The sequence below is a fragment of the Streptomyces sp. NPDC001822 genome, assembly GCF_042892135.1.
Classification (GTDB): domain Bacteria; phylum Actinomycetota; class Actinomycetes; order Streptomycetales; family Streptomycetaceae; genus Streptomyces.
On the sequence record NZ_JBIATW010000004.1, the window covers coordinates 189,669 to 215,342 of the forward strand.

Annotated in this window: 25 protein-coding genes; 17 read left to right on the top strand and 8 right to left on the bottom strand. The window is 71.7% G+C overall.

The window, feature by feature from the left end; genetic code table 11:
• Positions 1-11: 11 nt before the first annotated feature.
• Positions 12-1,040 (bottom strand): LacI family DNA-binding transcriptional regulator, encoded by a 1,029-nt coding sequence (locus ACFYY2_RS11640; RefSeq protein WP_388740475.1) that lies wholly within the window; start codon positions 1,038-1,040, stop codon positions 12-14.
• 130 nt (positions 1,041-1,170) lie between these two features.
• On the opposite strand from ACFYY2_RS11640, the gene ACFYY2_RS11645 reads away from it, so the two are divergent.
• The 12 genes from ACFYY2_RS11645 (at position 1,171) to ACFYY2_RS11700 (ending at position 13,243) form a co-directional block, all read left to right on the top strand.
• Positions 1,171-2,430 (top strand): MFS transporter, encoded by a 1,260-nt coding sequence (locus tag ACFYY2_RS11645; protein ID WP_388740477.1) that lies wholly within the window; start codon positions 1,171-1,173, stop codon positions 2,428-2,430.
• A gap of 9 nt (positions 2,431-2,439) precedes the next feature.
• Positions 2,440-3,801: a Pup--protein ligase gene (gene pafA, locus ACFYY2_RS11650; protein ID WP_327120317.1), complete on the top strand. Its 1,362-nt coding sequence runs from the start codon at positions 2,440-2,442 to the stop codon at positions 3,799-3,801.
• A gap of 188 nt (positions 3,802-3,989) precedes the next feature.
• On the top strand, positions 3,990-4,925 hold the full coding sequence (locus ACFYY2_RS11655) for an FKBP-type peptidyl-prolyl cis-trans isomerase (RefSeq protein WP_388740480.1): 936 nt from the start codon (positions 3,990-3,992) through the stop codon (positions 4,923-4,925).
• Between the two features lie 43 nt (positions 4,926-4,968).
• Positions 4,969-5,340 carry an FKBP-type peptidyl-prolyl cis-trans isomerase gene (locus ACFYY2_RS11660; RefSeq protein ID WP_388740483.1) on the top strand — a complete coding sequence of 124 codons (372 nt, stop codon included), beginning with the start codon at positions 4,969-4,971 and terminating at the stop codon, positions 5,338-5,340.
• A 115-nt stretch (positions 5,341-5,455) separates the two neighbouring features.
• Positions 5,456-6,409 (top strand): helix-turn-helix transcriptional regulator, encoded by a 954-nt coding sequence (locus ACFYY2_RS11665; protein WP_388740485.1) that lies wholly within the window; start codon positions 5,456-5,458, stop codon positions 6,407-6,409.
• 13 nt (positions 6,410-6,422) lie between these two features.
• Positions 6,423-7,379 (top strand): helix-turn-helix transcriptional regulator, encoded by a 957-nt coding sequence (locus tag ACFYY2_RS11670; protein WP_388740488.1) that lies wholly within the window; start codon positions 6,423-6,425, stop codon positions 7,377-7,379.
• A gap of 35 nt (positions 7,380-7,414) precedes the next feature.
• Positions 7,415-7,690 (top strand): hypothetical protein, encoded by a 276-nt coding sequence (locus ACFYY2_RS11675; protein ID WP_388740491.1) that lies wholly within the window; start codon positions 7,415-7,417, stop codon positions 7,688-7,690.
• A gap of 47 nt (positions 7,691-7,737) precedes the next feature.
• Positions 7,738-7,935 carry a hypothetical protein gene (locus ACFYY2_RS11680; protein WP_388740495.1) on the top strand — a complete coding sequence of 66 codons (198 nt, stop codon included), beginning with the start codon at positions 7,738-7,740 and terminating at the stop codon, positions 7,933-7,935.
• Positions 7,936-8,150: 215 nt separating this feature from the next.
• Positions 8,151-8,441, top strand: coding sequence for a Sec-independent protein translocase subunit TatA (gene tatA, locus ACFYY2_RS11685; protein ID WP_388740499.1), 291 nt, complete (start codon positions 8,151-8,153; stop codon positions 8,439-8,441).
• Positions 8,442-8,490: 49 nt separating this feature from the next.
• The gene (gene tatC / locus ACFYY2_RS11690) at positions 8,491-9,456 is read left to right on the top strand and encodes a twin-arginine translocase subunit TatC (RefSeq protein ID WP_388740502.1); all 966 of its coding nucleotides are present in this window, start codon (positions 8,491-8,493) and stop codon (positions 9,454-9,456) included.
• A gap of 18 nt (positions 9,457-9,474) precedes the next feature.
• Positions 9,475-10,365: a YegS/Rv2252/BmrU family lipid kinase gene (locus tag ACFYY2_RS11695; protein ID WP_388740505.1), complete on the top strand. Its 891-nt coding sequence runs from the start codon at positions 9,475-9,477 to the stop codon at positions 10,363-10,365.
• Positions 10,366-10,414: 49 nt separating this feature from the next.
• Positions 10,415-13,243, top strand: coding sequence for a DEAD/DEAH box helicase (locus ACFYY2_RS11700; RefSeq protein WP_388740508.1), 2,829 nt, complete (start codon positions 10,415-10,417; stop codon positions 13,241-13,243).
• Positions 13,244-13,340: 97 nt separating this feature from the next.
• Here the strand turns inward: ACFYY2_RS11700 and ACFYY2_RS11705 are convergent, their stop codons facing one another.
• The 3 genes from ACFYY2_RS11705 to ACFYY2_RS11715 all read right to left on the bottom strand — a co-directional run bounded on the left by ACFYY2_RS11705 (position 13,341) and on the right by ACFYY2_RS11715 (position 16,447).
• Positions 13,341-13,781, bottom strand: coding sequence for an SPW repeat protein (locus tag ACFYY2_RS11705; RefSeq protein ID WP_388740511.1), 441 nt, complete (start codon positions 13,779-13,781; stop codon positions 13,341-13,343).
• Positions 13,782-14,104: 323 nt separating this feature from the next.
• The gene (locus tag ACFYY2_RS11710) at positions 14,105-14,746 is read right to left on the bottom strand and encodes a fasciclin domain-containing protein (RefSeq protein ID WP_388740514.1); all 642 of its coding nucleotides are present in this window, start codon (positions 14,744-14,746) and stop codon (positions 14,105-14,107) included.
• A 72-nt stretch (positions 14,747-14,818) separates the two neighbouring features.
• Positions 14,819-16,447, bottom strand: coding sequence for a molybdopterin-dependent oxidoreductase (locus tag ACFYY2_RS11715; RefSeq protein WP_388740517.1), 1,629 nt, complete (start codon positions 16,445-16,447; stop codon positions 14,819-14,821).
• Positions 16,448-16,605: 158 nt separating this feature from the next.
• Here ACFYY2_RS11715 and ACFYY2_RS11720 point away from each other — a divergent pair, with 158 nt between their 5' ends.
• From ACFYY2_RS11720 to ACFYY2_RS11740, 5 genes are read left to right on the top strand one after another with little or no spacing between them, the layout of a single operon-like run.
• Positions 16,606-17,877, top strand: a complete 1,272-nt coding sequence (locus ACFYY2_RS11720; protein WP_388740521.1) for an NAD(P)/FAD-dependent oxidoreductase — start codon at positions 16,606-16,608, stop codon at positions 17,875-17,877.
• Positions 17,874-18,599: a DUF1365 domain-containing protein gene (locus tag ACFYY2_RS11725; protein ID WP_388740524.1), complete on the top strand. Its 726-nt coding sequence runs from the start codon at positions 17,874-17,876 to the stop codon at positions 18,597-18,599. Before ACFYY2_RS11720 ends, ACFYY2_RS11725 begins: the two co-directional genes overlap by 4 nt.
• A complete protein-coding gene (locus ACFYY2_RS11730) occupies positions 18,596-19,912 on the top strand; it encodes a class I SAM-dependent methyltransferase (RefSeq protein ID WP_388740527.1) in 1,317 nt (438 codons plus the stop codon). Before ACFYY2_RS11725 ends, ACFYY2_RS11730 begins: the two co-directional genes overlap by 4 nt.
• Positions 19,909-21,300 (top strand): class I SAM-dependent methyltransferase, encoded by a 1,392-nt coding sequence (locus tag ACFYY2_RS11735; protein WP_388740529.1) that lies wholly within the window; start codon positions 19,909-19,911, stop codon positions 21,298-21,300. Before ACFYY2_RS11730 ends, ACFYY2_RS11735 begins: the two co-directional genes overlap by 4 nt.
• Entirely contained in the window at positions 21,297-22,118 is an 822-nt protein-coding gene (locus tag ACFYY2_RS11740) for a DUF1295 domain-containing protein (protein WP_388740532.1), read from the top strand. The genes ACFYY2_RS11735 and ACFYY2_RS11740 overlap by 4 nt, the downstream gene beginning before the upstream one ends.
• Before the next feature lie 53 nt (positions 22,119-22,171).
• Here ACFYY2_RS11740 and ACFYY2_RS11745 read toward each other — a convergent pair whose 3' ends face one another.
• The 4 genes from ACFYY2_RS11745 to ACFYY2_RS11760 form a co-directional block, all read right to left on the bottom strand.
• A complete protein-coding gene (locus ACFYY2_RS11745) occupies positions 22,172-22,927 on the bottom strand; it encodes an anti-sigma factor domain-containing protein (RefSeq protein WP_388740535.1) in 756 nt (251 codons plus the stop codon).
• Entirely contained in the window at positions 22,924-23,508 is a 585-nt protein-coding gene (locus ACFYY2_RS11750) for a sigma-70 family RNA polymerase sigma factor (RefSeq protein ID WP_388740538.1), read from the bottom strand. Before ACFYY2_RS11750 ends, ACFYY2_RS11745 begins: the two co-directional genes overlap by 4 nt.
• A 255-nt stretch (positions 23,509-23,763) precedes the next feature.
• Complete coding sequence (locus ACFYY2_RS11755) at positions 23,764-24,606, bottom strand: siderophore-interacting protein (RefSeq protein WP_388741316.1); 843 nt, start codon at positions 24,604-24,606, stop codon at positions 23,764-23,766.
• 65 nt (positions 24,607-24,671) lie between these two features.
• The gene (locus ACFYY2_RS11760) at positions 24,672-25,580 is read right to left on the bottom strand and encodes a 5'-3' exonuclease H3TH domain-containing protein (RefSeq protein ID WP_388741318.1); all 909 of its coding nucleotides are present in this window, start codon (positions 25,578-25,580) and stop codon (positions 24,672-24,674) included.
• Positions 25,581-25,674 lie beyond the last annotated feature (94 nt).

A 25,674-nucleotide genomic window follows, 5' to 3' on the forward strand; every position in this document is an offset into this window, starting at 1 on the left:
CCGGGGCACCGTCATGAGGCGGGCGGGGGAGCGGTGGAGCCGCGTACCACCAGGCCGACCGGGAGGTCGCTGTCGTCGGCGGCCCTGCCGTCCAGGACGGCCAGCAGGGCCGACATGCCACGCCGCCCCACCTGTTCGGCGGGCAGGCGCACCGTGGTGAGTTCCGGTTCGACCGCGGTGGCCAGCGCCAGGTCGTCGAAGCCGGTCACGGAGATGTCGTCGGGGACCCGCAGCCCGCGTCGGCGGACCGCCTTGCAGGCACCGGCGGCCAGGATGTCGTCGTCGCAGACGACGGCCGTCGGAAGCGGACCGGGAGACGACAGTACGGCCTCGACGGCCTCCCGCCCCGCCCTCACGTCCAGCGGCGCCGTGACGGTGCGCAGGACGGCCCCGGGAACCTCCCGCACCGCGTCGCCCAGTGCCCGGGCGCGCACCGCGAACGTCCAGGAGTCCACCGCGGACGCCAGATGGACGATCCTGCGGTGCCCGAGTCCCAGCAGATGGTCCGTCACCTGACGCATGCCGTCCGCGATGTCCAGGTTCACCCGTGCCGCCGCACCGCGGTCCCCGGGATCGCTGTCCAGCATCACGAGCGGCAGTCCCGCGGTCCTCAGCGCCCCGAGCGCGCCGGCGGCCATCGACGACGCGATCACCCCGTCGAGGGCCGCCCGTGCCGAGGCGAAGGGGTCCCGGGCGGGCCCGGTGCCGTCGGGCGACGGGTACAGGACGACGCCGAAGTCGTGCTCGGCCGCGACGGCGGCGGCGCCGGTGTGGACGCGGGCGAAGAACTCGTTGGTGAGCGCGGGGACGACCAGGAGAGCGGTACGCGTGCGGCCCAGCCGGAGGCTGCGGGCGGCCAGATTGGGCCGGTAGCCGAGCTCCCTGGCGGTGTCTCGCACCCGGTCTGCCGTCGCCGCCGACACCCGCCCGCGCCACTTGCCGCCCATCACCAGGGAGACGGTCGCCTGGGACACGCCCGCGGCCCGGGCTACGTCACGGCTGGTGGGCCGGGGTGGGGCGGGCTGCCGCGCGCTGCTCACTCGTGCCTCCGTGCTGTGCCGGCCGGGCGCCCGGGATGGACTCGCGGACTGCCCACATGGTACGTATGAGCGCAGACGTTATACGTAAAACCCCGAGGGTGCGAAGCCCGGCCGGGGGAGAGGGGCGGAGATGGCCGCGGGATATCTGGACATCCTCCGGGCGCGGCACGCCGCCCGGCTCCTGGCGGGCACGCTCGTGGGGAGGCTCCCGAACGGCACCGCCCACATCGCGATCGTCCTGTTCACCCGCGCGGAGGGCGGCAGCTACACGCTGGCCGGCGCCCTGGCGGCCGCGTACGGACTCGCCACCGCTGTCGGGCAGCCGCTCCTGGGCCGGGCCGTCGACCTGCACGGCCAGCCGCGCGTCCAGCTGCCCGCCGCCGTCCTCTCCGCCCTCGGCATGGCCGCGCTGGCCCTCGCCGGTCTCGGGTCCCTCCCGGTGGCGTACGCGGCGGTGGTCGTGGCCGGTGTCTTCACGCCCCCTCTGGAGGGCGGCCTGCGAGCCCTGTGGCCGACGGTCCTGGGCGGCGAGGACCGGGTGCACCGGGCGTACGCCATGGACGCGGTGGCGCAGGAGGTCATGTTCACCGTGGGGCCGCTCCTGGTGACGGTCCTGGTCGCGCTCTGGTCGCCGGCGGCCGCGCTGCTCGTCATCAACGCCATAGGAGTCCTCGGGGCCCTGTCGGTGGTGCTCTCCGAGCCCTCCAGGACCTGGCGCTCGGCGCCCCGCGAGGCGCACTGGCTGGGCGCCCTGCGCTCTCCCGGTCTGCTGGCCCTCCTGGGCGCGTTCTTCTTCGTCGGACTCGCTCTCGGCTCGATCACGGTGGCCGGTGTCGCCTACGCCGACGACCACGGCAGGGAGTCCGTGTACGGCTGGCTGATGGCCGCCCTCGGCCTCGGGGCCCTCATCGGCGGAGTCGCGTACGGGGCGCGGCAGTGGGCCGGGACACCCGAACGGCGGCTGCGCGGCATCGTCGCCCTCCTGGCCCTGTGCTACCTGCCGTTGACGCTCACGCCCGGCGTGGCAGCCATGACCGCCCTGTCCGCGCTGGCGGGGGTCTTCCTGGCCCCGGCCATCGCCTGCTCGTTCATCGTGGTGGACCGCCACGCGCCGCGGGGCACGGTCACCGAGGCCTTCTCCTGGCTCGTGACGACCTTCGGGGTGGGGGCTGCCGCCGGAACGGCGGTGGCCGGCCCGGCGGCCGAGACCGGCGGTACGGCGTGGAGTTTCGCCGTCGCCGGGGCCGGTGGAGTGGCGGCGCTGCTGGTCCTGCTGGCCACCGGAAGGGTCCTCGCAGCTCCCGGGCGTACGCCCGCTGTCGTGGCCGGTTCGGAAAATGATCGAAACGGTGCAGCCGAACCCGGTTTCAGCTCAGGCCATAAGGCGTAATGTTCAGTCATGGACCGCCGCATTTTCGGGCTGGAGAACGAGTACGGCGTCACGTGCACGTTCAGGGGACAGCGCCGACTGTCACCTGACGAAGTGGCGCGCTACCTCTTCCGCCGTGTCGTGTCATGGGGCCGCAGCAGCAATGTCTTCCTGCGGAACGGCGCCCGCCTGTACCTCGACGTGGGATCGCATCCGGAATACGCAACCCCCGAATGCGACAACGTGACGGAACTCGTCACGCACGACAAGGCAGGCGAACGCATTCTCGAAGGCCTGCTCGTCGACGCCGAACGCCGCCTGCACGAGGAGGGAATCGCGGGCGACGTCTATCTCTTCAAGAACAACACCGACTCGGCTGGAAACTCCTACGGGTGCCACGAGAACTACCTCGTCGCCCGCCACGGAGAATTCTCCCGGCTCGCGGACATCCTCATTCCGTTCCTCGTCACCCGGCAGCTGATCTGCGGTGCCGGCAAGGTGCTGCAGACGCCGCGCGGGGCCGTCTACTGCGTGAGCCAGCGGGCGGAACACATCTGGGAGGGCGTCAGCTCCGCGACGACCCGCTCCCGTCCGATCATCAACACCCGGGACGAACCGCACGCCGACGCCGAGCGGTACCGCCGCCTCCACGTCATCGTCGGCGACTCCAACATGTCCGAGACGACCATGCTCCTCAAGGTCGGTGCCACCGACCTCGTGCTCCGCATGATCGAGGCGGGCACCGTCATGCGCGACCTGACCCTGGAGAACCCGATCCGGGCCATCCGCGAGGTCAGCCACGACATCACGGGGCAGCGCAAGGTGCGCCTGGCCAGCGGCCGGGAGGCATCGGCGATCGAGGTCCAGCGCGAGTACTACGAGAAGGCCGTCGACTTCGTCGAGCGCCGCGGCATCCGTACCGGCAACGTCGACCAGGTCCTCGAACTGTGGGGCCGCACGCTGGACGCCATCGAGGCCGAGGACCTCGACCGGATCGGCACCGAGATCGACTGGGTCATGAAGTACAAGCTCATCGAGCGCTACCGGGCGAAGCACAACATGACGATGTCGAATCCGAGGGTCGCCCAGATAGACCTCGCCTACCACGACATCCACCGCCGCCGCGGGCTCTACTACCTCCTGGAGCGAAAGGGGCAGGCCGCCCGCATCTGCAACGACATGAAGATCTTCGAGGGCAAGTCGGTGCCCCCGCAGACCACCAGGGCGCGCCTGCGCGGTGACTTCATCCGGCGGGCCCAGGAACAGCGCCGGGATTTCACCGTCGACTGGGTCCACCTCAAGCTCAACGACCAGGCGCAGCGCACCGTGCTGTGCAAGGACCCGTTCCGCTCGGTCGACGAGAGGGTGGAAAAGCTGATCGCGGGCATGTGACCGGGACGGAGAACTCCCGCCCCGCGTAGGTGATCGGGCCCCGTACGTACCTCGTGCGGGGCCCCTCGCGCGGCCCGGGGGCCGTTCCGCAATCCCCGGCAGGTGTCGTCGCGTGCCCGCCGGGGATGACCGGACAGCCCTTAGAGTGTCGGGGACCACTCACGTGCCGTCTGAGATCTGAGGAACCAGTGCGCCGACTTGCCGGCCTTCTCGTCGTCCCCCTTCTGCTGCTTTCCACAGCGGCATGCGGCGATGACAAGGCCTCCGACTCCGCCTCGACCGAGAAGGGTGTTCCCGCGATCACGGCGGGAGCCAAGTTCGGCGAGAAGCCCACTCTGGCGAAGGGTGAGGGCGATCCCCCCAAGGAACTGAAGACCGACGTCATCAGTGAGGGTGACGGCGCGAAGCTCAAGAACGGCGACGCGATCCAGGTCAACTACCTCGGACAGGCCTGGGACTCCACCAAGCCGTTCGACAACAGCTTCGACCGCAAGCAGCCCTTCGACCTGACGCTCGGTGCGGGCATGGTCATCCAGGGCTGGGACAAGGGTCTCGTCGGCCAGAAGGTCGGCAGCCGCGTCGAGCTGGTCATCCCGCCGGACCTCGGCTACGGGGCGCAGGGCCAGGGCGACATCAAGCCCAACGCCACCCTCGTCTTCGTCGTGGACATCGTGAAGGCGACGCAGATCCCCGCCTCCGCCAAGGGCACCCCGGTCGCCCAGGACAACATCGACCTGCCCAAGGTCGGCACCAACACCGACGGCAAGGCCCCGACGGTCACGATCCCCAAGAGCGACCCGCCGAAGAAGCTGGTGTCCAACTACGTCCTCGAGTCCGACGGCGAGGTCATCAAGGACACCGACAGCGTCGTCGTGAACTACGTCGGTCTGCTCTGGAAGGGCAGCAAGCCCTTCGACAACACCTACGAGGCGGGCAAGACCCAGACGTTCCCGCTGGCGCAGGTCACCCTCAAGGGGCTGAAGGACGGTCTGGTCGGCAAGAAGGTCGGCAGCCGTGTCCTGCTGGTCATCCCGCCGGCCCAGGGATTCGGCGACAAGGCCCAGCAGGCCGTGCCCGCCAACTCCACCCTCGTCTTCGCCGTGGACCTCCTGGCGAAGATGTAAGACTGTCCCGGTTGACCAGTTCATCAGTAGGAGGAGCAGTTCAGTGAGCATCGAGAAGCCCGAGATCGACTTCCCGGGCGGCGAGCCGCCGGCCGACCTGGAGATCAAGGACATCTGGGAGGGCGACGGACCGGTGGCCGAGAAGGGCCACAACGTCTCCGTGCACTACGTCGGCGTGGCGTTCTCCACCGGCGAGGAGTTCGACGCCTCCTGGAACCGCGGCGCGCCGCTCAAGTTCCAGCTCGGTGCCGGCCAGGTCATCGCGGGCTGGGACCAGGGTGTCCAGGGCATGAAGGTCGGCGGCCGCCGCCAGCTGACCATCCCCGCGCACCTCGCCTACGGTGACCGCGGCGCGGGCAGCGCCATCGCCCCGGGTGAGACGCTGATCTTCGTCTGCGACCTCGTCTCGGTCTGATCCCCCCGGTACAGGAGCCAGGGCCCGCGCCGCAAGGCGCGGGCCCTGGCTTTTGGTCCGGACACCCCGGAGCGGTACGGTCGACGGTCGGAGAGCACGTCGAGAAAGGGCGTCGATGGCGATTGCCAAGGCCGAACGGCTGATGAACCTGGCACTGTGTCTGCTGGGTACCCGGCGCCCGCTCAGCAAGCGTGAGCTCCGCGGATCCATCGAGGCCTACCTGGAAGCGGGCTCCGACGAATCCTTCAACCGCATGTTCGAGCGCGACAAGGACGATCTGCGCGAACTCGGCCTGGTCATCGAGACCGTGGAGAACCTGGACGGCGACACCGGCTACCTCGCCCGCCGTGACAGCAACCGGCTGCCCCCCATCACCCTGGACGCCGAGGAGGCCGCCGCCCTCGGGCTCGCCGCCAAGGTCTGGCAGCAGGCCCGCCTCGCCGGGGCGGCCAGCGGCGCCCTGCAGAAGCTGCGCGCGGCCGGGATGCCGGAGGCCGAGGACGACTACGAGCCGCACAGCGCCCTCGAACCCCGTATCCCCGTCCACGAGGCCGCCTTCGAACCGCTCATGCTCGCCTGCCGGGACCGCCGCACCGTGACCTTCGACTACCGCAAGGGGAACGCGGCCCGTCCAGAGCAGCGCCAGGTCGAGCCCTGGACCCTGGAGTGCTGGCGCGGCCACTGGTACCTGGCGGGCTGGGACCGCGACAGGGGGGCCGAGCGCGTCTTCAGGCTGTCCCGGATCGCGGGCCGCGTCCGCTCCCGCGCCGGGGCGTTCACCGCTCCCGTTCCCGACGCGGTGACCGTCCGGGAGACCGTCGAGAGCTGGGCCGGCGAGACCGCCACCAGGACCGCCCGCATCCGGCTGCGTACCGGCGCCGGATACCCGCTGCGCTCCCGCGCCATATCGGTGCGGGAACTCGGTGACGGCTGGGACGAGTTGGAGATCCCGTACGGACACGGCCTGGACGCCTGGCTCGTCGAGTTCGGTCCCGACGTGATCGTCGGCGAGCCCGCCGATCTGCGGGCCGACGTGATGGACCGGCTGCGCGCCGTGGCCAAGGACTGAGGGGCCCGTACACATGGCGACCAACGCGATCGACCAGACCCGGCGGATGCTCTCCCTGGTCACCTATCTGCGGGAGCGACCCGGCGCCCACGTCCAGGACGTGGCCCGGGCCTTCGGCATCACCGAGGACGAGCTGATCTCCGACCTCGACGTGCTCCCCATGTGCGGGACCAGCTTCCGCGGCGGTGACCTGCTCGACATCGACACCGACGGCGACCGGATCTGGTGGCACAACCCGGACGACGTGGCCGAACCGCTGCGGCTCGCCGCCGACGAGGCGACCGCGCTGCTCGTCGCCGCCCGTGCCGTGGCCACCCTCCCGGGCCTGCGCGAGAGCGACCGGGCCGCGCTCGTGCGCGCGACCGCGAAGCTGGAGACCGCGGCCGGCGAGGTGGGGGCCGCCAGCTCGCGGCTCTCGGTGACCTTCGAGTCCGAGGGCGGCGTCTTCGCCGACGTGGACCGGGCGATCTCCGAGAGGCGCCGGCTCTGGCTGCGCTACTACTCACCGGCCCGCGACGAGCTGACCGAGCGCGAGGTGGACCCGATCCGGCTGTTCGCCGTCGGCCACACCTACATGGAGGGCTGGTGCCGGCTCACCGAGGCGCGACGGACCTTCCGTCTCGACCGGGTCGCGGAGATCCGGCTGCTGGACGCCCCCTCAGCCCCGCCGGAGCTGGAGCTGCGCGACCTCTCCGAAGGCCTCGTCCAGCCGGCCGCCGAGGACCCCGAGGTCGTCGTCGAGGTCGGGCCCGGTGGCCGGTGGGTCGCGGAGTACTACCCGCACGACAGCGCGGAAGAGCTGCCCGACGGCGGACTGCGGATCACCCTGCGCACCCCCGACCCGGCCTCGCTGCGCAGGCTGGCCCTGCGACTGGGCGGGGAAGGGCGCATCACCGCCCCGCAGGAACTCGCCGAGAGCGCCAGACGGGCCGCGCGTGAGGCATTGGCCGGCTACGACGACGCGATCTGAGCGGGGCACCGGTGCACCGAGGAGACAAAGTTCATATGACTGCGATATCCGGCATGCGGACCGGCCCGGCCGCGGTCGCGGTGTCCGCCGCGATACGGTTCCGGGCCGCATGCCCCGACTGCCGTGAGCGTTTCGAACTCTCGGCGGGGGCGCTGCGGCTGGCGATAGGGGCCAGCCGGCGTACGACCTTCTACTCCTTCACCTGCCCCGAGTGCGGCTCCGCGGTCCGCAAGCCGGCCGGGGAGCGCATCGTCGAGCTCCTCAGCGGCGGCGGAGTGCGGACGCTGCGCCTCCACACCGCCCTGCGGTAACCCCCACAGGCCGCCCCGCGGCACACGAACACATCGAGGCTCCGTCCATGTTCTGGCCCATGCTCGCCATCGCTCTGGGATTCCTCGGCCTGGCCGTTCTCGGCGTGCTGGCCGTCAAGGTCTTCATCGAGGCACAGCGGCTCGCGCAGCAGATCTCCGCCACCACCGGCAGGATCAACCGAGCGGCGGAAGATCTCGAACGAGCGGCCACCACGCTCGCCGACACCGGCGAAGCCCTGCGTTGACCGGTCGCGGCCTCCAGTTTCACCGGTTCGGGGGGTACGCTGCATGAGCGGCCCAGGCAGGGAGGTGTGGGCCGCAATCGGGAGTATGCGCGGGCATTGCCCCGCGTTCACCCCTGCGGGTTACGATCGCTCCCAGCGTGCAAGCCGGATGCATGTCCGGGTGAACGGGTAGCGAGCCCACCCTCCAGACGCCTCAGTTGAGAAGGAAGTCGCACATGATCGGCAATCTGAAGCCCCTCGAGATCGTTCTGATCATCGCTGTCATCCTGCTGCTCTTCGGTGCCAAGAAGCTTCCCGACATGGCGCGTTCGCTCGGCAAGTCGGCCCGCATCCTCAAGAGCGAGGCGAAGGCCATGAAGAAGGACGACGAGCCCGCGGCGCCCGCCACGGAGACTGTTGCCGACACCGCGCCGCCCGCGGCCGCCGCCCGCACGATCCAGGCCGCTCCGGGAGACGTCTCCAGCTCCCGTCCCGTCGGCGAGGCCAAGCCCACCACCCAGAGCTGACAGCTGATCCGCACGACCGGCAGCTGCCGCACGAGACGAGGGAAGTGGGTTGCTCAAGTCTGCCCGCAAGCAGGAGAAGGACGACGAGGGGCGGATGCCCCTCCTCGATCACCTGCGTGAGCTGCGCAACCGGCTGCTGAAGTCGGTCCTGGCGATCGTGATCGCCGTGATCGTCGCGGCGTTCTTCCAGAAGGAGATCTTCGAGTTCCTGATGAAGCCGATCCTGGACTCGGTCGGCTGCAGGAACGGCGCCCTGACCATGGTCAACGGTCGGCCCTGCGCGGAGATGACCACCAACGGTCTGCTGTCTCCGTTCACCATCGCGCTGAAGGTGTCCCTGATGGCGGGCGTGCTGGTGGCCACGCCCATCTGGCTCTACCAGCTGTGGGCGTTCGTCGCCCCCGGCCTGCACAAGCAGGAGAAGCGCTACTCGATGGCCTTCGTCGCCGCCGGGGTCCCGCTCTTCCTGGCCGGTGCCTACCTGGCGTACGCGATCCTGCCGCAGACCGCGCAGATCATGCTCGGTTTCACGCCGGACAACGTGAAGAACCTGCTGCCGCTCGACGACTTCCTGGACCTGATCACCCGCATGGTGATCGTCTTCGGGCTCGCCTTCGAGCTGCCGCTGCTGCTGATCCTCCTCAACATGACCGGGGTCCTGTCGGGCGTCCGCATGCTGCGCTGGTGGCGCGGCATGATCGTCGGACTCACCGCGTTCGCCGCCATCGCCACACCGGGCGGCGAGCCCATCTCGATGCTGCTGCTCGCGGGCCCGCTCGCGGTGCTGTACTTCATCGCGGTCGGTATCTCCCTGCTCAACGACAAGCGCAAGCGGCGGGCCAACCCCGACGCCGAGCTCGATGACGACGAGGCGTCGCGGCTCGACCTCACCCCGGAACCCGTCGGCGCGGTCGAAGGCGTATCCACCCCGCGTGCCGCACTGCCCGAGCAGGCGAGCGGCGACTCGGACGGCGGGCGGTCCCACCGGCTCAACGGTTACGACGACATCACCTGACCTTGTAGGGTCCCGCAGGTGACCAGCGAGATCACCCTCTTCGTCAATCCCACCGCGGGAAGCGGCCGGGGCGCGCGTGCCGCGCAGCCGGCCGCTTCCGCGTTGCGGGACGCCGGCTTCTCCGTCCGCACCGTGCTGGGCGAGGACGCGGGCGACTCGCTGCGCAGCGCCCGGGAGGCCGTGGCGGGCGGCACCGGCGCGCTGATAGCCGTGGGCGGGGACGGCATGATGTCCCTCGCCCTCCAGGCCGTCGCGGGCACCGCGACTCCGCTCGGCGCCGTGGCCGTCGGCACCGGCAACGACTTCGCCCGGGCGCTGGGGCTCCCGATCAGGGACCCTGCCGCGGCCGGACGCCTGGCCGCTGAGGCGCTCAAGGCGGGATCGGTGCGCGAGATCGACCTGGGGCGGGTCGGGGAACGCTGGTTCGGTTCCGTGCTGGCCTCCGGCTTCGACTCCCGGGTGAACGACCGGGGCAACCGGATGCGGTGGGCCGGCGGACGGTTCAAGTACGACCTGGCGATCCTCGCCGAGCTGGCGACGTTCAAGCCGATCCCGTACCGCGTCAGGCTGGACGGCGGGCCCGTGACCGAGATCGAGGCGACCCTGATCGCGGTGGGCAACGGGACCACGTACGGCGGCGGCATGCGGATCTGCGCCGACGCGGTCATGGACGACGGGCTCTTCGACGTGACCGTCGTGGGCGACTGCAGCCGCACCACCCTGCTCAAGGTCTTCCCGAAGGTGTACCGGGGGACGCACCTGGGGCACCCGGCGGTCACCGTGCACCGGGTCTCCTCGATCGAGCTCGCCGCGGCGGACGTCACGGCGTACGCGGACGGCGAGCCGATGGGCGCCCTGCCGCTGACCGCCACCTGTGTGCCCCGCGCGGTCGGGGTCCTCACCGCGTGAAATAAAGATCGGGCTGACTGTCATACGTGGCGGGTAGGCTCGTATCAAGATGACAGAGGACCTCTCACCAGCTGAGCGATACCAGGCTTCCCGGGTGCGTGCCGCCGAGCAGGCGACGGCCCTCGGGCCCTTCCGCGACATGTACGAATTCGGTCTGGACCCGTTCCAGATCGAGGCCTGCCAGGCCCTGGAGGCGGGCAGGGGAGTGCTGGTCGCGGCCCCCACCGGGTCGGGCAAGACGATCGTCGGCGAGTTCGCCGTCCACCTCGCCCTGCTGCAGGGCCGCAAGTGCTTCTACACCACGCCGATCAAGGCGCTGTCCAACCAGAAGTTCACCGACCTCGCGCGCCGCTACGGCGCGGACAAGGTCGGTCTGCTGACCGGCGACAACAGCGTGAACGCGGACGCGCCCGTGGTGGTCATGACCACCGAGGTCCTGCGCAACATGCTGTACGCGGGATCCCAGTCCCTCACCGGCCTCGGCTACGTGGTCATGGACGAGGTGCACTACCTCTCCGACCGCTTCCGCGGTGCCGTGTGGGAGGAAGTGATCATCCACCTGCCCGAGTCCGTCACCCTGGTCTCGCTGTCGGCGACCGTGTCCAACGCCGAGGAGTTCGGCGACTGGCTGGACACCGTCCGGGGCGACACCCAGGTGATCGTCTCGGAGCACCGTCCCGTGCCGCTGTGGCAGCACGTCATGGCCGGACGCCGGATGTACGACCTCTTCGAGGAGGAGAGCGATCACGGCGGCCGGGGCACCGGACGCCGCGAGGTCAGTCCGGACCTCGTCCGGCTCGCCCGGATGGAGAACCAGCGCGGATACAACCCGCGCGAGCGCCGGCGCGGGAAGATGGTGCGTGAGGCGGACCGGGAGAGGGAGCGCCGGCAGCGCAGCCGGATCTGGACACCGTCCAGGGCCGAGGTCATCGACCGTCTCGACGCCGAGGGGCTGCTGCCCGCCATCACCTTCATCTTCAGCCGGGCCGGCTGCGAGGCCGCCGTGCAGCAGTGCCTCCAGGCCGGACTGCGGCTGAACGACGAGGACAAGCGCCGTCTGGTGCGCGAGATCGTGGAGGAGCGGACGGCGTCCATTCCCCCGGAGGACCTCCACGTCCTCGGCTACTACGAGTGGCTGGAGGGGCTGGAGCGGGGCATCGCCGCCCACCACGCGGGCATGCTGCCCACCTTCAAGGAGGTCGTGGAGGAGCTGTTCGTCCGCGGTCTGGTCAAGGCCGTCTTCGCCACCGAGACCCTGGCACTCGGCATCAACATGCCGGCCCGGTCGGTGGTGCTGGAGAAGCTGGTCAAGTGGAACGGCGAGCAGCACGCCGACATCACCCCGGGCGAGTACACCCAGCTGACCGGACGCGCCGGGCGCCGCGGCATCGACGTCGAGGGCCACGCGGTCGTCCTGTGGCAGCGCGGCATGGACCCCGGCGCGCTCGCCGGCCTCGCGGGCACGCGCACGTATCCGCTGCGCTCCAGCTTCCGGCCCTCGTACAACATGGCCGTCAACCTCGTCCAGCAGTTCGGCCGGCACCGGTCGCGCGAGCTGCTCGAGACCTCCTTCGCGCAGTTCCAGGCGGACCGGTCCGTCGTCGGGATCTCCCGGCAGGTCCAGCGCAACGAGGAGGGCCTCGAGGGCTACCGGGAGGGGATGACCTGCCACCTCGGGGACTTCGAGGAGTACGCCCGGCTGCGCCGCGACCTCAAGGACCGGGAGACGGACCTCGCCAAGCAGGGCGCGGCCCAGCGCCGGGCGGCGGCGTCGTCGTCCCTGGAGAAGCTGAAGCCGGGTGACGTCATCCACGTGCCCACCGGCAAGTTCGCCGGGCTCGCGCTGGTCCTCGACCCGGGGATTCCGGCGGGGCGGGCCAACGGGCATCGCGGGCTGGAGTACAACGATGGCCCGCGTCCCCTGGTCCTGACCGCCGAGCGGCAGGTCAAGCGGCTGGCCCAGATCGACTTCCCGGTCCCGGTGGAGGCACTGGAGCGGATGCGGGTGCCCAAGTCGTTCAACCCCCGCTCCCCGCAGTCGCGCCGTGACCTCGCCTCCGCGCTGCGGAGCAAGGCCGGGCACATCGATCCGGGCCGGCACCGCAAGCAGCGGGCGGCCGCGGCCGACGACCGGGAGATCGCCCGGCTGCGCACGGAGCTGCGGGCGCACCCCTGCCACGGCTGCGACGAGCGTGAGGACCACGCCCGCTGGGCCGAGCGCTACCACCGGCTGCTGCGCGACACCAAGCAGCTGGAGAACCGCATCGAGGGCCGGACGAACACCATCGCCCGCACCTTCGACCGCATCGTCGCCCTGCTCACCGAGCTGGACTACCTGCGGGGCAACGAGGTCACGGACAACGGCCGGCGGCTCGCGCGGCTCTACGGCGAACTGGACCTGCTCGCCAGCGAATGCCTGCGCGACCGGGTCTGGGAGGGCCTGAACCCGGCCGAACTCGCCGCGTGCGTCTCGGCGCTGGTCTTCGAGGCACGTCAGGCGGACGACGCCGTGGCGCCGAAGCTGCCGTCGGGTCCCGCGAAGGTGGCGTTGGGCGAGATGGTCCGCATCTGGGGCCGGCTCGACGCGCTGGAGGAGGACTTCAAGATCAGCCAGACGGAAGGGGTCGGCCAGCGCGAGCCCGATCTCGGCTTCGCCTGGGCGGTCTACATGTGGGCCTCCGGCCGCACGCTGGACGAGGTGCTGCGCGAGGCGGAGATGCCCGCCGGTGACTTCGTGCGGTGGTGCAAGCAGGTCATCGACGTGCTCGGCCAGATCGCGGCCGCCGCTCCCCGTGACGGGAGTTCGGTGGCCAAGAACGCCCACAAGGCCGTCGACGCGGTGCTGCGGGGAGTGGTGGCGTACAGCTCGGTGGGCTGAGGCGTACACGAGGGCGGACCCGGGGGGCCGGGCCGCCCGTGAGGGCAGAGGAGTGGCCGCAGGCGGATCGCCTGTGGCCACTCGTGCGCCTACCCCCTCAGGTTTTCTTGTTCTTGAACGCGACCCCCGCACAGACCGCCCCCAGCACGATCGCCAGGCCGCCGACGATGACGTTGTTCAGGATCACGCCCAGGTCCGGGCCCGAACCCACGACCCAGGTCGACACGATGAGCCAGACACCCAGTGCGCAGATGGCGAGGCTCATGCCCGTCATCCGCTCGGGCATGGCGGTGAAGCAGAGTGCCAGCACGGCTATCGCGATGCCGATGACGAGGTTGTGGGTCACCAGGGAGGACTGACTCGCCGTGAAGTGGAGGACCCACGGGGAGACGGCGCAGTACAGACCGAGCAGGAACACCGGAGCGTCGGCCATGGCCGTGCTGCGTCCACCGCCCATCACCCGGTCGTGGCGGGCCCGCATCTCCTCGGCATCGGGATGCCCGGAGAGGTCCCTTCCGGTGTGTGAGAGGTTACTCATGAGGATGGTCTCCTTCGAACTTGCCGGAGCGACCGCAGTCAGGAAGGCGGTCCTGTGCTCTCCTGACCAGTGTGCTCTTACATGTCCCTTATGTGTAGTTTTTCTGGTGACCAATTCCTGCGATTCCGTCGAGGCGGCGCCGGACGCGCTCCACGCGCCTCTGCCCGGATACGGGGCCCGGGTACCGCTGCTCCACCGCGGGGCGGACCACCGCGCGGACGGCACGAGCCCCGCGGTCCGTGCCGCTCCGGCCGTTCGGTCGGAGCGCGCGGTCCTCGGGGCTCGTCGGTGTCATTCCGTCAGCGTGGTGACGGGCCGTGAGGTCAGCTCGCCGGCATCAGCACGGTGTCGACGATGTAGACCGTGGCGTTGGCGGTCGGGACGTTGCCGCAGACGACCTTGGAGGAGTCGTTCACGGTGTAGGAGGTGTCCGACCCCGACGTCGTGAGCCCGGTCTTGGCCAGGGTGTCGAACGACCCCTTCTCCAGCTGCTTCGGCGCCAGCTTCTCGCCGACGACATGCGCGGTGAGCACCTTGGTGAGCTGGGCCTTGTCGGCGAGCAGCTTGTCCAGGTCGGCCTTCGGGATCTTGGCGAAGGCGTCGTTGGTCGGGGCGAACACCGTGATGTTCTGGGCGCTGTTCAGGGTGTCGACGAGTCCGGCCTGCTTGACGGCCGCGACCAGGGTCGACAGCGCCGGGTTGTTCGACGCGGCCGTGGCGACCGGGTCCTGGGCCATGCCCGCGAACGAGCCCGCGCCCTCCTTGGGAACCGTCGCACAGCCCGGACCGAACGGCTCGTCCATGGTCGCGGCGCTCTCGGTCTCCTTGGCCGGGGCGGACGCGGCCTTGTCCGCACCGGAGTCGGACGACTTGCCGGAGTCGCTGGAGCACGCGCTCAGGGCGAGCGGCAGCAGCGCCGCGGCGGAGACGGTGACGGCGATGCGGCGAAGGTGACGGTTGTTCATGGTGTTCTCCTGGATGGATCGTTGTCCGGTAAGGGGAAAGGAAGAGAAGGGGATTCGGTGAGGGGCCGGTGGTCAGGTCACGTCGACCACCACCGAGTGCCACCCGGTCGCACCGTCCGGCACGGTGCCGGCCCGCTCGTCGGTCTGTGTGACGCCGGTACGGTCCGTGGCGCGGACCTCGAGGATGTGGTGGCCGGCCGTGGCGGGCCACTCCCACATCCACTGGCGCCAGGTGTCCCGGCCGGCCTCGTCGGCCAGCCGTGCGGTGTGCCACGCGCCGCCGTCGACCCGGACCTCGACCCGGGCGATGCCCCGGTGCTGGGCCCAGGCGACACCGGCCACGGGCACGGTGCCCGCCCGCGGTGCGGCGAAGGGGCGGGGCGTGTCGATGCGTGACTGGGTCTTGACCGGAGCCTCGCGGGACCAGTCGCGCTCGACCCAGTAGGCGTCGTACGCGTCGAACGTCGTGAGCTCGATGTCCTGGATCCACTTGCACGCCGAGACGTAGCCGTACAGGCCCGGGACGACCATCCGGACCGGGAAGCCGTGGTCGAACGGCAGCGGTTCACCGTTCATCCCGACCGCGAGCAGGGCGTCGCGGCCGTCCATGACCTCCTCGACCGGGGAGCCGATCGTCATCCCGTCCACGGAGCGCGCCACGATCTGGTCGGCCGGTCCGCCCTCGGACGGGGACTTCACCCCGGCCTCGCGCAACAGGTCGGCCAGGCGCACCCCGATCCACCGGGCTGTGCCCACGTAGGGTCCGCCCACCTGGTTGGACACGCAGGTCAGCGTGATGTCGCGCTCGATGAGCTCGCGTCCCAGGAGGTCCTGGAAGCCGAGGGTCAGCGGGCGCGCCACCCCCTTGCCGTGGATCCGCAGCTGCCACCGGTCGGCGTCGACGCGCGGAACCACCAACGCGGTGTCCACCCGGTAGAAGTCCTTGTTCGGCGTGGTGAACGAACTCAGACCCCGGATGCCCAGATCCGCCCCGCCCGGTATCGCGCGGGCGGGGGAGCCCGGCGCCGGGAGGACGATGTCGCCGCGCGAGGCGGAGACCCCGGCCAGCCGGTTCGCCTGGAGTCGGCGCCCCAGGAGCCCCGCACCGGCCGAGGCCGCCGCCGCAGCGGTCGCCGCGATGACGAATCCGCGGCGGTCGAAGGCACCTTGTTCCCCGACGCCCGTCTCCCCAGCCGCGGGAGACGGGGCGTCGGCGGAGGTGAGCCGTCCGGTCAGGAGATACAGCACTCCCGCGGCCACCAGGGCACCCACGGCCGAAGGCAGTACGTCGCCCGGACGGCCCTCGGGCCGCCCGGCCGCGGACACTGCCCCGACCACACCGAAGACCAGTACGGCCGCAGCGCCGGTCAGCCGGTGCCGGAGCGCGAGGATCCCCACCGCCATGGCGAACAGCGCCAGGAGCACGAGGATGCCGAGCTGCAGCACCAGTTTGTCGTCGGTTCCGAAGTTCCGGACTGCGAAGTCCTTGACGGCCGGCGGGGTGCGGTCGATGACCGCACCCCCCACGGCCGTGACCGGACCCGCCTCGGGACGGACGGCGGCCGCGACGAGTTCGGCGGCGCACAGGGCGGTGAACCCGGAGATCAGACCGCTGAGCGCGGCGAACGCGGCGCGCGCCCAGCGGGATCGCCGGGACCCGGAAGCCCCTTGCTCCTGCGAAACGTATCGGTCTGTTGTCACACCGGGAGTTCGGCGCCGATCGCCCGGCGGATTGGTCGTTCACCCGATCGAAGGAAGTCCGATCATCGGCCAATCCGCGGCGCCCGCTGCCTCGAATGACCTCTGAGGGGCACTCCAGCAGGGCTCCGGCCAGCCATGCGACACCGGAAGGAACCCGAATGACAGGGGAGCGGCGGCGGACAGCCGTAGTGGGCAGCGGGGTGGCGGGACTCACCGCCGCGCACGTCCTGGGGAAGGCCCACGACGTGACACTCGTCGAGGCGGACGACCGCGTCGGCGGGCACGCCCACACCCATGACCTGACCTCGTCGGACGGCCGGACGCACCGTGTCGACTCGGGGTTCATCGTGCACAACCGCAGGACGTACCCGAACCTCCTGCGGCTCTTCGACGAACTCCGGGTGGCCACCCAGGAGTCCGAGATGAGCATGTCCGTGCGCTGCGAGGGGTGCGGACTGGAGTACGCGGGGGCCCGGGGCCCCGCCGGGCTCCTGGCCCGGCCCGGCTCCCTGTTCCGGGGCCCGTACCTGCGGATGCTCACCGAGGTGCCCCGATTCCACCGGGCGGCGCGGGCGTTGCTCGCCATGCCCGAGAGCGCCGGGGTCATGACGCTCGGGGAGTTCGCGGCGCGCGGCCGGTTCTCCCCGTACTTCCGCGCGCACTTCCTCACCCCCGTGGTCTCCGCGGTCTGGTCCTGCGACCCGGTGACCGCGCTGAGTTACCCGGCGCGCTACCTCTTCCGGTTCCTGGAGCACCACGGGATGCTCTCGATCGGTGACTCGCCGGTCTGGCGGACGGTCACGGGCGGATCGCGTGAATACGCCGACCGCATCGCCAAGCAGGTGCACTCCGTGCGGACGGCCACCCCGGTCAGGGCGATCCGCCGGCACAGCGACGGCGTCGAGATCGTCACCGAGGACGGCACCACCGAGGACTACGACGCGGTGGTCGTCGCCACACACCCCGACCAGGCGCTCCGGCTCCTCGCCGACCCCACCGACGCGGAGCGGGAGACCCTCGGCGCGTTCCGCTACTCGCACAACCCCACACTGCTGCACACCGACACCACCCTGCTTCCGCGCAGCCGGGGTGCGGCGGCCTCGTGGAACTACCTGATGCCCTCCTGTGCCGCCGACGCCGACCGGGTCACCGTCAGCTACGACATGAACCGCCTCCAGCGCCTGGACGCGCCCGAGCGGTTCGTTGTCACGCTGAACGGCGCCGACCGGGTCGACCCCGACCGCGTACGGGCCCGCATGGTGTACGAACACCCCGTCTTCACACCGGAGTCCGTCGCCGCCCAGACCCGGCTCCCCGCGCTCTCGGGACCCGTCACCGCCTACGCGGGCGCCTACCACGGCTGGGGCTTCCACGAGGACGGCTGCCGTTCCGGGGTCGAGGCGGCCGCCGCACTGGGGGTGGCGTGGTGAGCGGCGCCCTCTATCCCTGCACCATCACCCACGTACGGACCGCGCCCCGCAGGTACGCGCTGCGGCACCGCACCTACCTGTGGCTCATCGACCCGGACCGCCCGCCGGGGCTGCCCGCCGTCCTGCGCCCGCTGGCCCGCTTCGACGCGCGCGACCACTTCGGCGGCACCGCGCCCACCATTCGCGCCGGACTCGAACGCTTCCTCACGGCCCGCGGCGTGGACCTCGGCGACGGCACCGTCACCATGCTCACCCAGGCCCGGGTGCTGGGCCACGTCTTCAACCCCCTGACCGTCTACTGGTGCCACCGCCCCGACGGCAGCCCGCTCTGCGTGGTCGCCGAGGTCCACAACACCTACGGCGAGCGCCACTGCTACCTGCTGCGCCCGGACGCCGACGATCAGGCGGTGACCGGCAAGGACTTCTACGTGTCGCCGTTCTTCCCGGTGGACGGCGACTACCGGATGCGGCTGCCCGAACCGGACGGGCGGCTCAGCCTGACCGTCCATCTGGAGCGTGAGCAGGCCCGCCCGTTCACCGCGACCGTGCGCGGCACCCGGCGCCCCGGGACGCCCGGCCACCTGCTCCGGCTGTTCCTGCGCCACCCCTTCTCCACCCTGGCCGTGTCCGCCGCCATCCGCCTGCACGGTGTCCGGCTGTTCCTGCGCCGGCTGCCCGTCCAGCCCCGTCCCCGTCATCGCACCCAGGAAGGCATGCAGTGAAGGTGCCCACCTCTCCCAACCCGCCCGCCGCTCCCGCCCGCAGCGGCACCATCCCGGCCCAGGCCCGTCCCGCCACCGTCCCCTTCGCGGGCGTGGACGCGGACCGGTGGCCGGACATCGCCGCCCAGCCGGCGGCTTCCGGGCTCAGAACCGCCGTGGCCGAACGGCTCGTACGGCATGCGCTCTCCAGGCTCCCGCTGCGCGCCCGGCTCGCCGGCCGCGACAGCATCGGGCTCGGCGGGCCGCTCATGGAGATCCGCCGGCCCGACGCGTTCTTCCGCCGGATCGGCGCGGGCGGCCTCATCGGCTTCGGCGAGTCGTACATGGCCGGTGAGTGGGACTCGCCCGACCTCGTCGGCGTCCTGACCGTCCTCGCCGGACACGCGGCCGGCCTCGTGCCCGCGCCGCTGCAGAAGCTGCGCAAGGTGTGGGCGCCCCGGCAGCCCGCCGCGCAGGCCAACACCCCGGAGAACTCGCGCGACAACATCAGCCACCACTACGACCTGTCGAACGACCTCTTCGCCCTCTTCCTCGACGACACCCTGACGTACTCCTCCGCCGTCTTCCGGGGGTTCCCGGCGGAGCACGACCTGCTGCCCGCCGCCCAGCACCGCAAGATCGACCTGCTGCTCGACATGGCCGGCGTGGGCGAGGGCACCGAGCTGCTGGAGATCGGCACCGGCTGGGGAGAACTCGCCCTCCGGGCCGCCGCGCGCGGAGCCCGCGTCACCACCCTCACGCTCTCCCGGGAACAGCGGGAACTGGCCAGGGGCCGCATCCGCGAGGCCGGCCAGGAGGACCGGATCGACGTGCGGCTCTGCGACTACCGCGACGTCACCGGCACCTACGACGCCGTCGTCAGCGTCGAGATGATCGAGGCTGTCGGCGAGGAGTTCTGGCCGGTGTACTTCAGGACCCTGGAGCGCTGCCTCGCCCCCGGCGGACGGATCGCGCTCCAGGCCATCACCATGCCGGACGACCGGATGCTCGCCAGCCGCAGCACCTACACCTGGATCCAGAAGTACATCTTCCCCGGCGGCCTGCTCCCCTCCACCGAGGCCGTCGAGCGCGTCACCACCGCGCACACCGGCCTGCGGACGCGGCAGCGCAGCACCTACGGCATGCACTACGCCGAGACCCTGAGGCTCTGGCGGGAACGCTTCGAGGAGCGGGCCGCCCAGGTGGACGCCCTCGGCTTCGACGCGACCTTCCGCCGCATGTGGACCTTCTACCTCGCCTACTCGGAAGCCGGCTTCCGGTCCGGCTACCTCGATGTGCAGCAGCTTCTCCTGACCCGTGAGGACACCGCGTGAACACCTTTACCGACACCCCGGGCACCGGCGCGGCGCAGCGGATCGCCCCGGTCATCGAGCAGTTCCTCGGCGGCCCGCCGCCCGTCAGGATCAGGATGTGGGACGGCAGCGAGACCGGTCCCGAGGACGCCCCCACGGTGCACGTCCGCTCCCGGCGCGCACTGCGCCGGCTCCTCTGGCAGCCGGGCGAACTCGGCCTCGCCGAGGCCTACATCACCGGTGACATCGACATCGCCGACGACCTCGCCGACGGGCTGCGCGCCATGCGCCGCGCGTCGCGGCAACAGGGCCTGGGACTGCCGCGCCCCGGCGTCGCCGACCGCCTCCGGGCGGCCGGCACCGCCCTGCGACTCGGCGCGGTCGGCCCCCGCCCGCCCGTCCCGGCGGCCAGGGCCGGACTCAGCGGCGCGCTGCACAGCAAGGCCCGCGACCGGGCGGCCATCAGCCACCACTACGACCTGTCGAACGCCTTCTACGCCCTGCTGCTGGACGCGACGATGGCGTACTCCTGCGGTTACTGGACCGGCGGCGGGCCGGACTACGGCCTGGCCGACGCCCAGCGCGACAAGCTGGAGCTGATCTGCCGCAAGCTCGGGCTGCGGCCCGGCGCGCGCCTCCTCGACATCGGGTGCGGATGGGGGTCCCTGACCCTCCACGCGGCCGCCCGGCACGGGGTCCGCGTCACCGCGGTCACCCTGGCCAAGGAGCAGGCGGCGTACGTGCGCGGACAGGTGACGGAGCGCGGCCTGGAGGACCTCGTCGAGGTGCACTGCTGCGACTACCGCGACGTCGCCGCCCTGCCGGACTTCCGGGGCGGGTACGACGCCGTGTCCACCGTCGAGATGGGGGAGCACGTCGGGGACGCCGAATACCCGGCCTTCACCGCACTGCTCCACTCGGTGCTCCGCCCGCAGGGGCGCGCCCTGGTCCAGCAGATGTCCCGCGGCTCCACCGCGCCCGGCGGCGGGGCCTTCATCGAGTCGTACATCGCGCCGGACATGCACATGCGCCCGCTCGGTGAGACGGTCGGACTCCTCGAAGGGGCGGGGCTGGAAGTGCGTGACGTGGAGTCGATGCGCGAGCACTACGTCCTGACCGTCGAGGCCTGGCACCGCACCCTGGAGGAGCGCTGGGCCGAGTTCACGGCGCTCGTCGGCGAGGAGACCGCCCGGGTGTGGCGGCTCTACCTGGTGGGCGGCGCCCTGGCCTTCGAGGAGCGGCGCATGGGGGTGGACCAGATCCTGGCCGTGCGGCCCGACGCGGAGGGGACGGCGCACATGCCGCCCACCCGCCACGGCTGGTACGCGGGGCTCGGCGCCGCGGAGCACAGCGCCGACGCCCCCGCCGAACCGGCCGTCGCCGCGCAGCGCGCCGGCTCAGCCCGGTGAACGGCTTCGCCTGGCAGGCCTTCGCCACGAACCTCGGGGCGGCGGCGGGGGCCGCCCTCGCCGTCATGCTCGTGACGTTCCTGATCGCCCTGCGCAAGCGCCTGCACCGGATCGTCGACGTGGCGTGGGGCCTCGGCTTCGCGGCCGTCGCCCTCGTCTCGTACGCCGCGTCGGCCGACGCGGGGGACCAGGGACGCCGGCTCCTCGTCACCGCGCTCACCGTCGTCTGGGGTGTGCGGCTGGCCGTGCACATCGGCCGGCGGGGCCGCGGCCACGGGGAGGACCCCCGCTACGCGGCCATGCTGGCCAAGGCGCCGGGCCACCCCGACCTCTACGCCCTGCGCAAGGTCTACCTGCTCCAGGGCGCGCTGGTCTGGGTCATCTCCCTGCCGGTACAGGCCGGTTACTACCTGCCCGGGCCACTGGACGGCTGGGCCTGGGCCGGTGCGGCGCTGTGGGCGCTGGGCCTGGGGTTCGAGGCCGTCGGCGACGCCCAGCTGGCCCGCTTCAAGCGCGATCCCGCGAACAAGGGCCGGATCATGGACCGCGGACTGTGGTCCTGGACCCGCCACCCGAACTACTTCGGCGACTTCTGCGTGTGGTGGGGGCTGTTCCTCGTCGTGTGCGCCGACCCGGCGGTGGCGGCCACCACGGTCGTCTCGCCCGTCGTGATGAGCCTGCTGCTCACGAAGGGCAGCGGAAAGGCCCTGCTGGAGCGGCACATGGAGGGGCGGCCCGGTTACGCGGAGTACATCGCCCGCACCAGCGGCTTCTTCCCGCTGCCGCCCGGCACTCCCCGCCGGGGCCGGTGCACGTGACGAGGCGTGTGCCCCCGGCCGACGGCCGGGGGCACACGCGTGGGCGGGGCGGTTCAGGCGCCGCCGAACTCCATCAGGGCCACCGGCTGCGAGGTCGGCTCGTCCGAACCGCCCGCCGGCTCGACGGTGATGCCCATGCCGGAGGCCCGGTCCACGGGGCCGTCCAGCAGCACGGTCTCGTCGGTCACCGCCGGGTCCATCAGACCGGCCGAGCGCATGGTGCCGGCGTCGTTGAACCACAGTTGGTACACCTTGCCGCCCGGTGGCCGCGTCAGGTCCGAGGCCAGGAACACCGCGCGGTTCACGCTCTTCGAGACCACCACCGTGCCCCGCGCGCCGTCCGCCAGGTCCGAGGCGCTGGTCGAGGCGTCCGGCGCGGTCAGCACCTGAGCCACCCGCTCGTTGTGCTGCCGCGCCCGGGCCGCCTCCTGCCGGGCGTCCTGGGCGACCTGGTTCTGCCACACGGCCACTCCGCCGAGCGCGGCGGCCGCGGCCACACACGCGGCCAGCGCGTACGTCGTCCACCTGCCGGCCCGGCCGGTGGACGACCCGGCCCGCACACCGCGCCCCTGGGAGGGCGCCTCCTGGCGTACGGTCGTGATCTCGCGCATCACCCGTTCCTTCAGCGGGGGCGGCGGGGCCGCGGACACCGCGAGCCCGAGCCGGGCGGCGGTGGCGGAGAACTCCCGTACCTCCTGGCTGCACGCCTCGCAGGCACCCAGGTGGCGTTCGAACGCGACCCGCTCGTCGTCCGGCAGCGCGTGCAGGGCATAGGCCCCGGTCAGCGTGTGCAGCTCGGCGGTGCTCATGCGTTCACCCCCAGGCAGTCGCGCAGCCGGATGAGCCCGTCGCGCAGTCGTGTCTTGATGGTTCCCAGCGGCACGGACAGCAGTTCGCCCACCTCGCGGTAGGTCAGGCCCTGGTAGTAGGCCAGGGTCACGGACTGCCGCTGGATCTCCGAGAGCGTCCGCAGACAGCGCCTGACCTGCTCCCGTTCGAGCCGGGACTCGACCTGTTCGGACACCTCGTCGAACTCCGGTGTGCGGTCGAGCAGCGCGGCCCTGTGCTCCCGCGCGGCCGTCGCCTCGGCGGAGCGCACACGGTCCACGGCCCGGTGATGAGCCAGCGTCAGCACCCAGTTCATGGCGCTCCCGCGGGACGGCTGGTAGCGGGGAGCGGTGCGCCAGACCTCGACGAGCACCTCCTGTGCCACCTCCTCCGACTGGGCCGGATCGCGGAGCACGCTCCGCACGAGGCCGAGAACCGGCCCGCTGACCTGGTCGTACACCCGGGTGAAGGCGTCCTGGTCACCCCGTGCCACCTGGACGAGCAGCTCCTGGAGGTCGGGCCCCGCCGTGGGGATCCCGCTGATGTGTACTGCTTCTTTCACGCGGACGTTCCTCCCGGAGCACGCATCGGTTTTCCAGGTGATTCGGAGCCGGCGGCCATGCGGATTGGTGGGCGGCCGGACATCTTCGCACGCCCTCCCCCCGAACACGCACGCGTCAGCGGGACGTCCGGCGTCCGCCCGCACGGAGGGCGGGAGGGCCCGCACCGTCCCCGAGCGCGCCGTCCCCGGGTGACGCGACGCCGGGAGCCCGGTCGCCGTCGGGACGGCGACCGGGCTCCCGGCTCTGCTGGTGCCTTACGCGACGTTCTCCTGTTCGCGTTCCACCTGCGCGTTCCACTCGCGCTTGACCGCGCGCCAGGCGTCGTCGTTCTGGCCGAGCCGCCAGTAGCCCGAGATCGACAACCGCGCGAGCGGTATGCCGCGTTCCACGCGCAGATGGCGCCGGATCTCCTTCACGAAGCCCGCCTCGCCGTGCACGAATGCCTGCACCTCGCCCTCGGGGAAGTCCAGCCCGGCCACCGCCGCGACCAGACCCTCGCCGACCGGACGGGCACCGCGGTGCAGCCACGTCAGCGAGACGCCGTCGGGAGCATCGAGCTTCTGTTCCTCCGACGCGTCCTGCACCTCGACGAAGGCGTGGCCCCGCGCGCCGGCCGGCATCTGCTCCAGCGCGGCCGCGATCGCGGGCAGGGCGCTCTCGTCGCCCACCAGAAGGTGCCAGTCCGCCGACGCCTCGGGGGCGTAGCCGCCTCCGGGGCCCAGGAAGGTCACCAGGTCGCCCGGCTGCGCCCGCGCCGCCCAGGGGCCGGCGAGGCCCTCGTCGCCGTGCACCACGAAGTCGACGGCGAGCTCACGGGCACGGGGGTCCCAGGAGCGCACCGTGTACGTCCGGGTGGTGGGCCACAGCTCGCGCGGTTGCTCCTCGCGGATGGCGGCCATGTCGAAGGGGTGGGCGTAGTCGGCGCCCTCGGGCGCGAAACACAGCTTGACGTAGTGGTCGGTGAAGCCCGCGAGGGCGAAACCGTCCAGCCCTTCGCCGCCGAGGACCACGCGCACCATGTGCGGGGTGATCCGCTCGGTGTGCAGGACCTGAGCCCCCTGCGCTGTCGGGGTCCGGCGTTGCGGCCGCTCTGCCACGAGGTTCTCCCTGCGTCTGGACATGCCTGAGGTCCGGTGGACTTAGGTTTACCTAAGCTACACCCTCAGGTCTGCAGTGTGAGCAGGAGCCTCTGCAACGAGCCACCCAGACCCCAGCGGTTCGCGAGTTCCTCCAGCGCGGCGGGGTCGCGGGGCTCGCGGGGGAGGGCCGCCCGGAACTCCGGCAGGGGTACGTCGCCGGCGACACGGACGACCTTCGGGGCGACCGCCACGTAGTCCCGGGCCTCGTCCAGCCGCTTGCGCTGGGACGGCGTCAGCCGGGAGGCGGGGTCGTCCACGGCGGCCATGATCCCGGCCAGGTCGCCGTAGGCGTCCAGCAGCTTCGCCGCCGTCTTCTCGCCGATGCCGGGGACCCCCGGCAGGCCGTCGCTCGGGTCGCCGCGGAGCAGGGCCAGGTCGACGTACCCGGCGCCGTCCACGCCGTACTTGCCGCGCAGCCACTCCTCGTCCGTCACCTGGAGCGTCCCCACGCCCTTCAGCGGGTAGAGGACCCGCACCCGGCGGGCGTCGTCCACCAGCTGGTACAGGTCGCGGTCCCCGGTCACGATGTCCACGGGCCCGGCGGCGAGCCCGGTCAGTGTGCCGATCACGTCGTCCGCCTCGTACGGCGAGACGCCCACCCGGGCGATGCCGAGAGCGTCCAGCACGGCCTCGATCACCGGGACCTGCGGGGAGAGGGTGTCGGGGACCTCCTCCTCGTCCGGCACGCCTTCGGAGGTCTCCGCGGCCACCCGGTGGGCCTTGTAGGTCGGAATCAGGTCGACCCGCCACTGCGGGCGCCAGTCGGCGTCCATGCAGGCGACCAGGTCGTCGGGCCGGTGGTCCTGCACGAGCCGGGCGATGAAGTCCAGCAGTCCGCGCACGGCGTTCACCGGGGTGCCGTCCGGTGCGCGCACCGAGTCCGGGACGCCGAAGTAGGCGCGGAAGTACAGGGAAGCGGTGTCGAGGAGCATCAGGCGTCGCGTCACACCCCGATGATGCCGCACCCCGCCGACAGGGCCGGGTGCGGCAGGCGCGTGAGGCCGCGGCCGTGACCGGCCCGCGGGC

Excerpts from the sequence above, each read along its gene's own strand:
- ACFYY2_RS11745 (WP_388740535.1), bottom strand. The coding sequence starts at position 22,927 with ATGAGCACCGCCGAGCTGCACACGCTGACCGGGGCCTATGCCCTGCAC.
- ACFYY2_RS11680 (WP_388740495.1), top strand. The coding sequence starts at position 7,738 with ATGTTCTGGCCCATGCTCGCCATCGCTCTGGGATTCCTCGGCCTGGCC.
- tatA (WP_388740499.1), top strand. The coding sequence starts at position 8,151 with ATGATCGGCAATCTGAAGCCCCTCGAGATCGTTCTGATCATCGCTGTC.
- ACFYY2_RS11760 (WP_388741318.1), bottom strand. The coding sequence starts at position 25,580 with ATGCTCCTCGACACCGCTTCCCTGTACTTCCGCGCCTACTTCGGCGTC.
- ACFYY2_RS11705 (WP_388740511.1), bottom strand. The coding sequence starts at position 13,781 with ATGAGTAACCTCTCACACACCGGAAGGGACCTCTCCGGGCATCCCGAT.
- ACFYY2_RS11670 (WP_388740488.1), top strand. The coding sequence starts at position 6,423 with ATGGCGACCAACGCGATCGACCAGACCCGGCGGATGCTCTCCCTGGTC.
- ACFYY2_RS11710 (WP_388740514.1), bottom strand. The coding sequence starts at position 14,746 with ATGAACAACCGTCACCTTCGCCGCATCGCCGTCACCGTCTCCGCCGCG.
- ACFYY2_RS11665 (WP_388740485.1), top strand. The coding sequence starts at position 5,456 with ATGGCGATTGCCAAGGCCGAACGGCTGATGAACCTGGCACTGTGTCTG.
- pafA (WP_327120317.1), top strand. The coding sequence starts at position 2,440 with ATGGACCGCCGCATTTTCGGGCTGGAGAACGAGTACGGCGTCACGTGC.
- ACFYY2_RS11645 (WP_388740477.1), top strand. The coding sequence starts at position 1,171 with ATGGCCGCGGGATATCTGGACATCCTCCGGGCGCGGCACGCCGCCCGG.
- ACFYY2_RS11720 (WP_388740521.1), top strand. The coding sequence starts at position 16,606 with ATGACAGGGGAGCGGCGGCGGACAGCCGTAGTGGGCAGCGGGGTGGCG.
- ACFYY2_RS11700 (WP_388740508.1), top strand. The coding sequence starts at position 10,415 with ATGACAGAGGACCTCTCACCAGCTGAGCGATACCAGGCTTCCCGGGTG.
- ACFYY2_RS11675 (WP_388740491.1), top strand. The coding sequence starts at position 7,415 with ATGACTGCGATATCCGGCATGCGGACCGGCCCGGCCGCGGTCGCGGTG.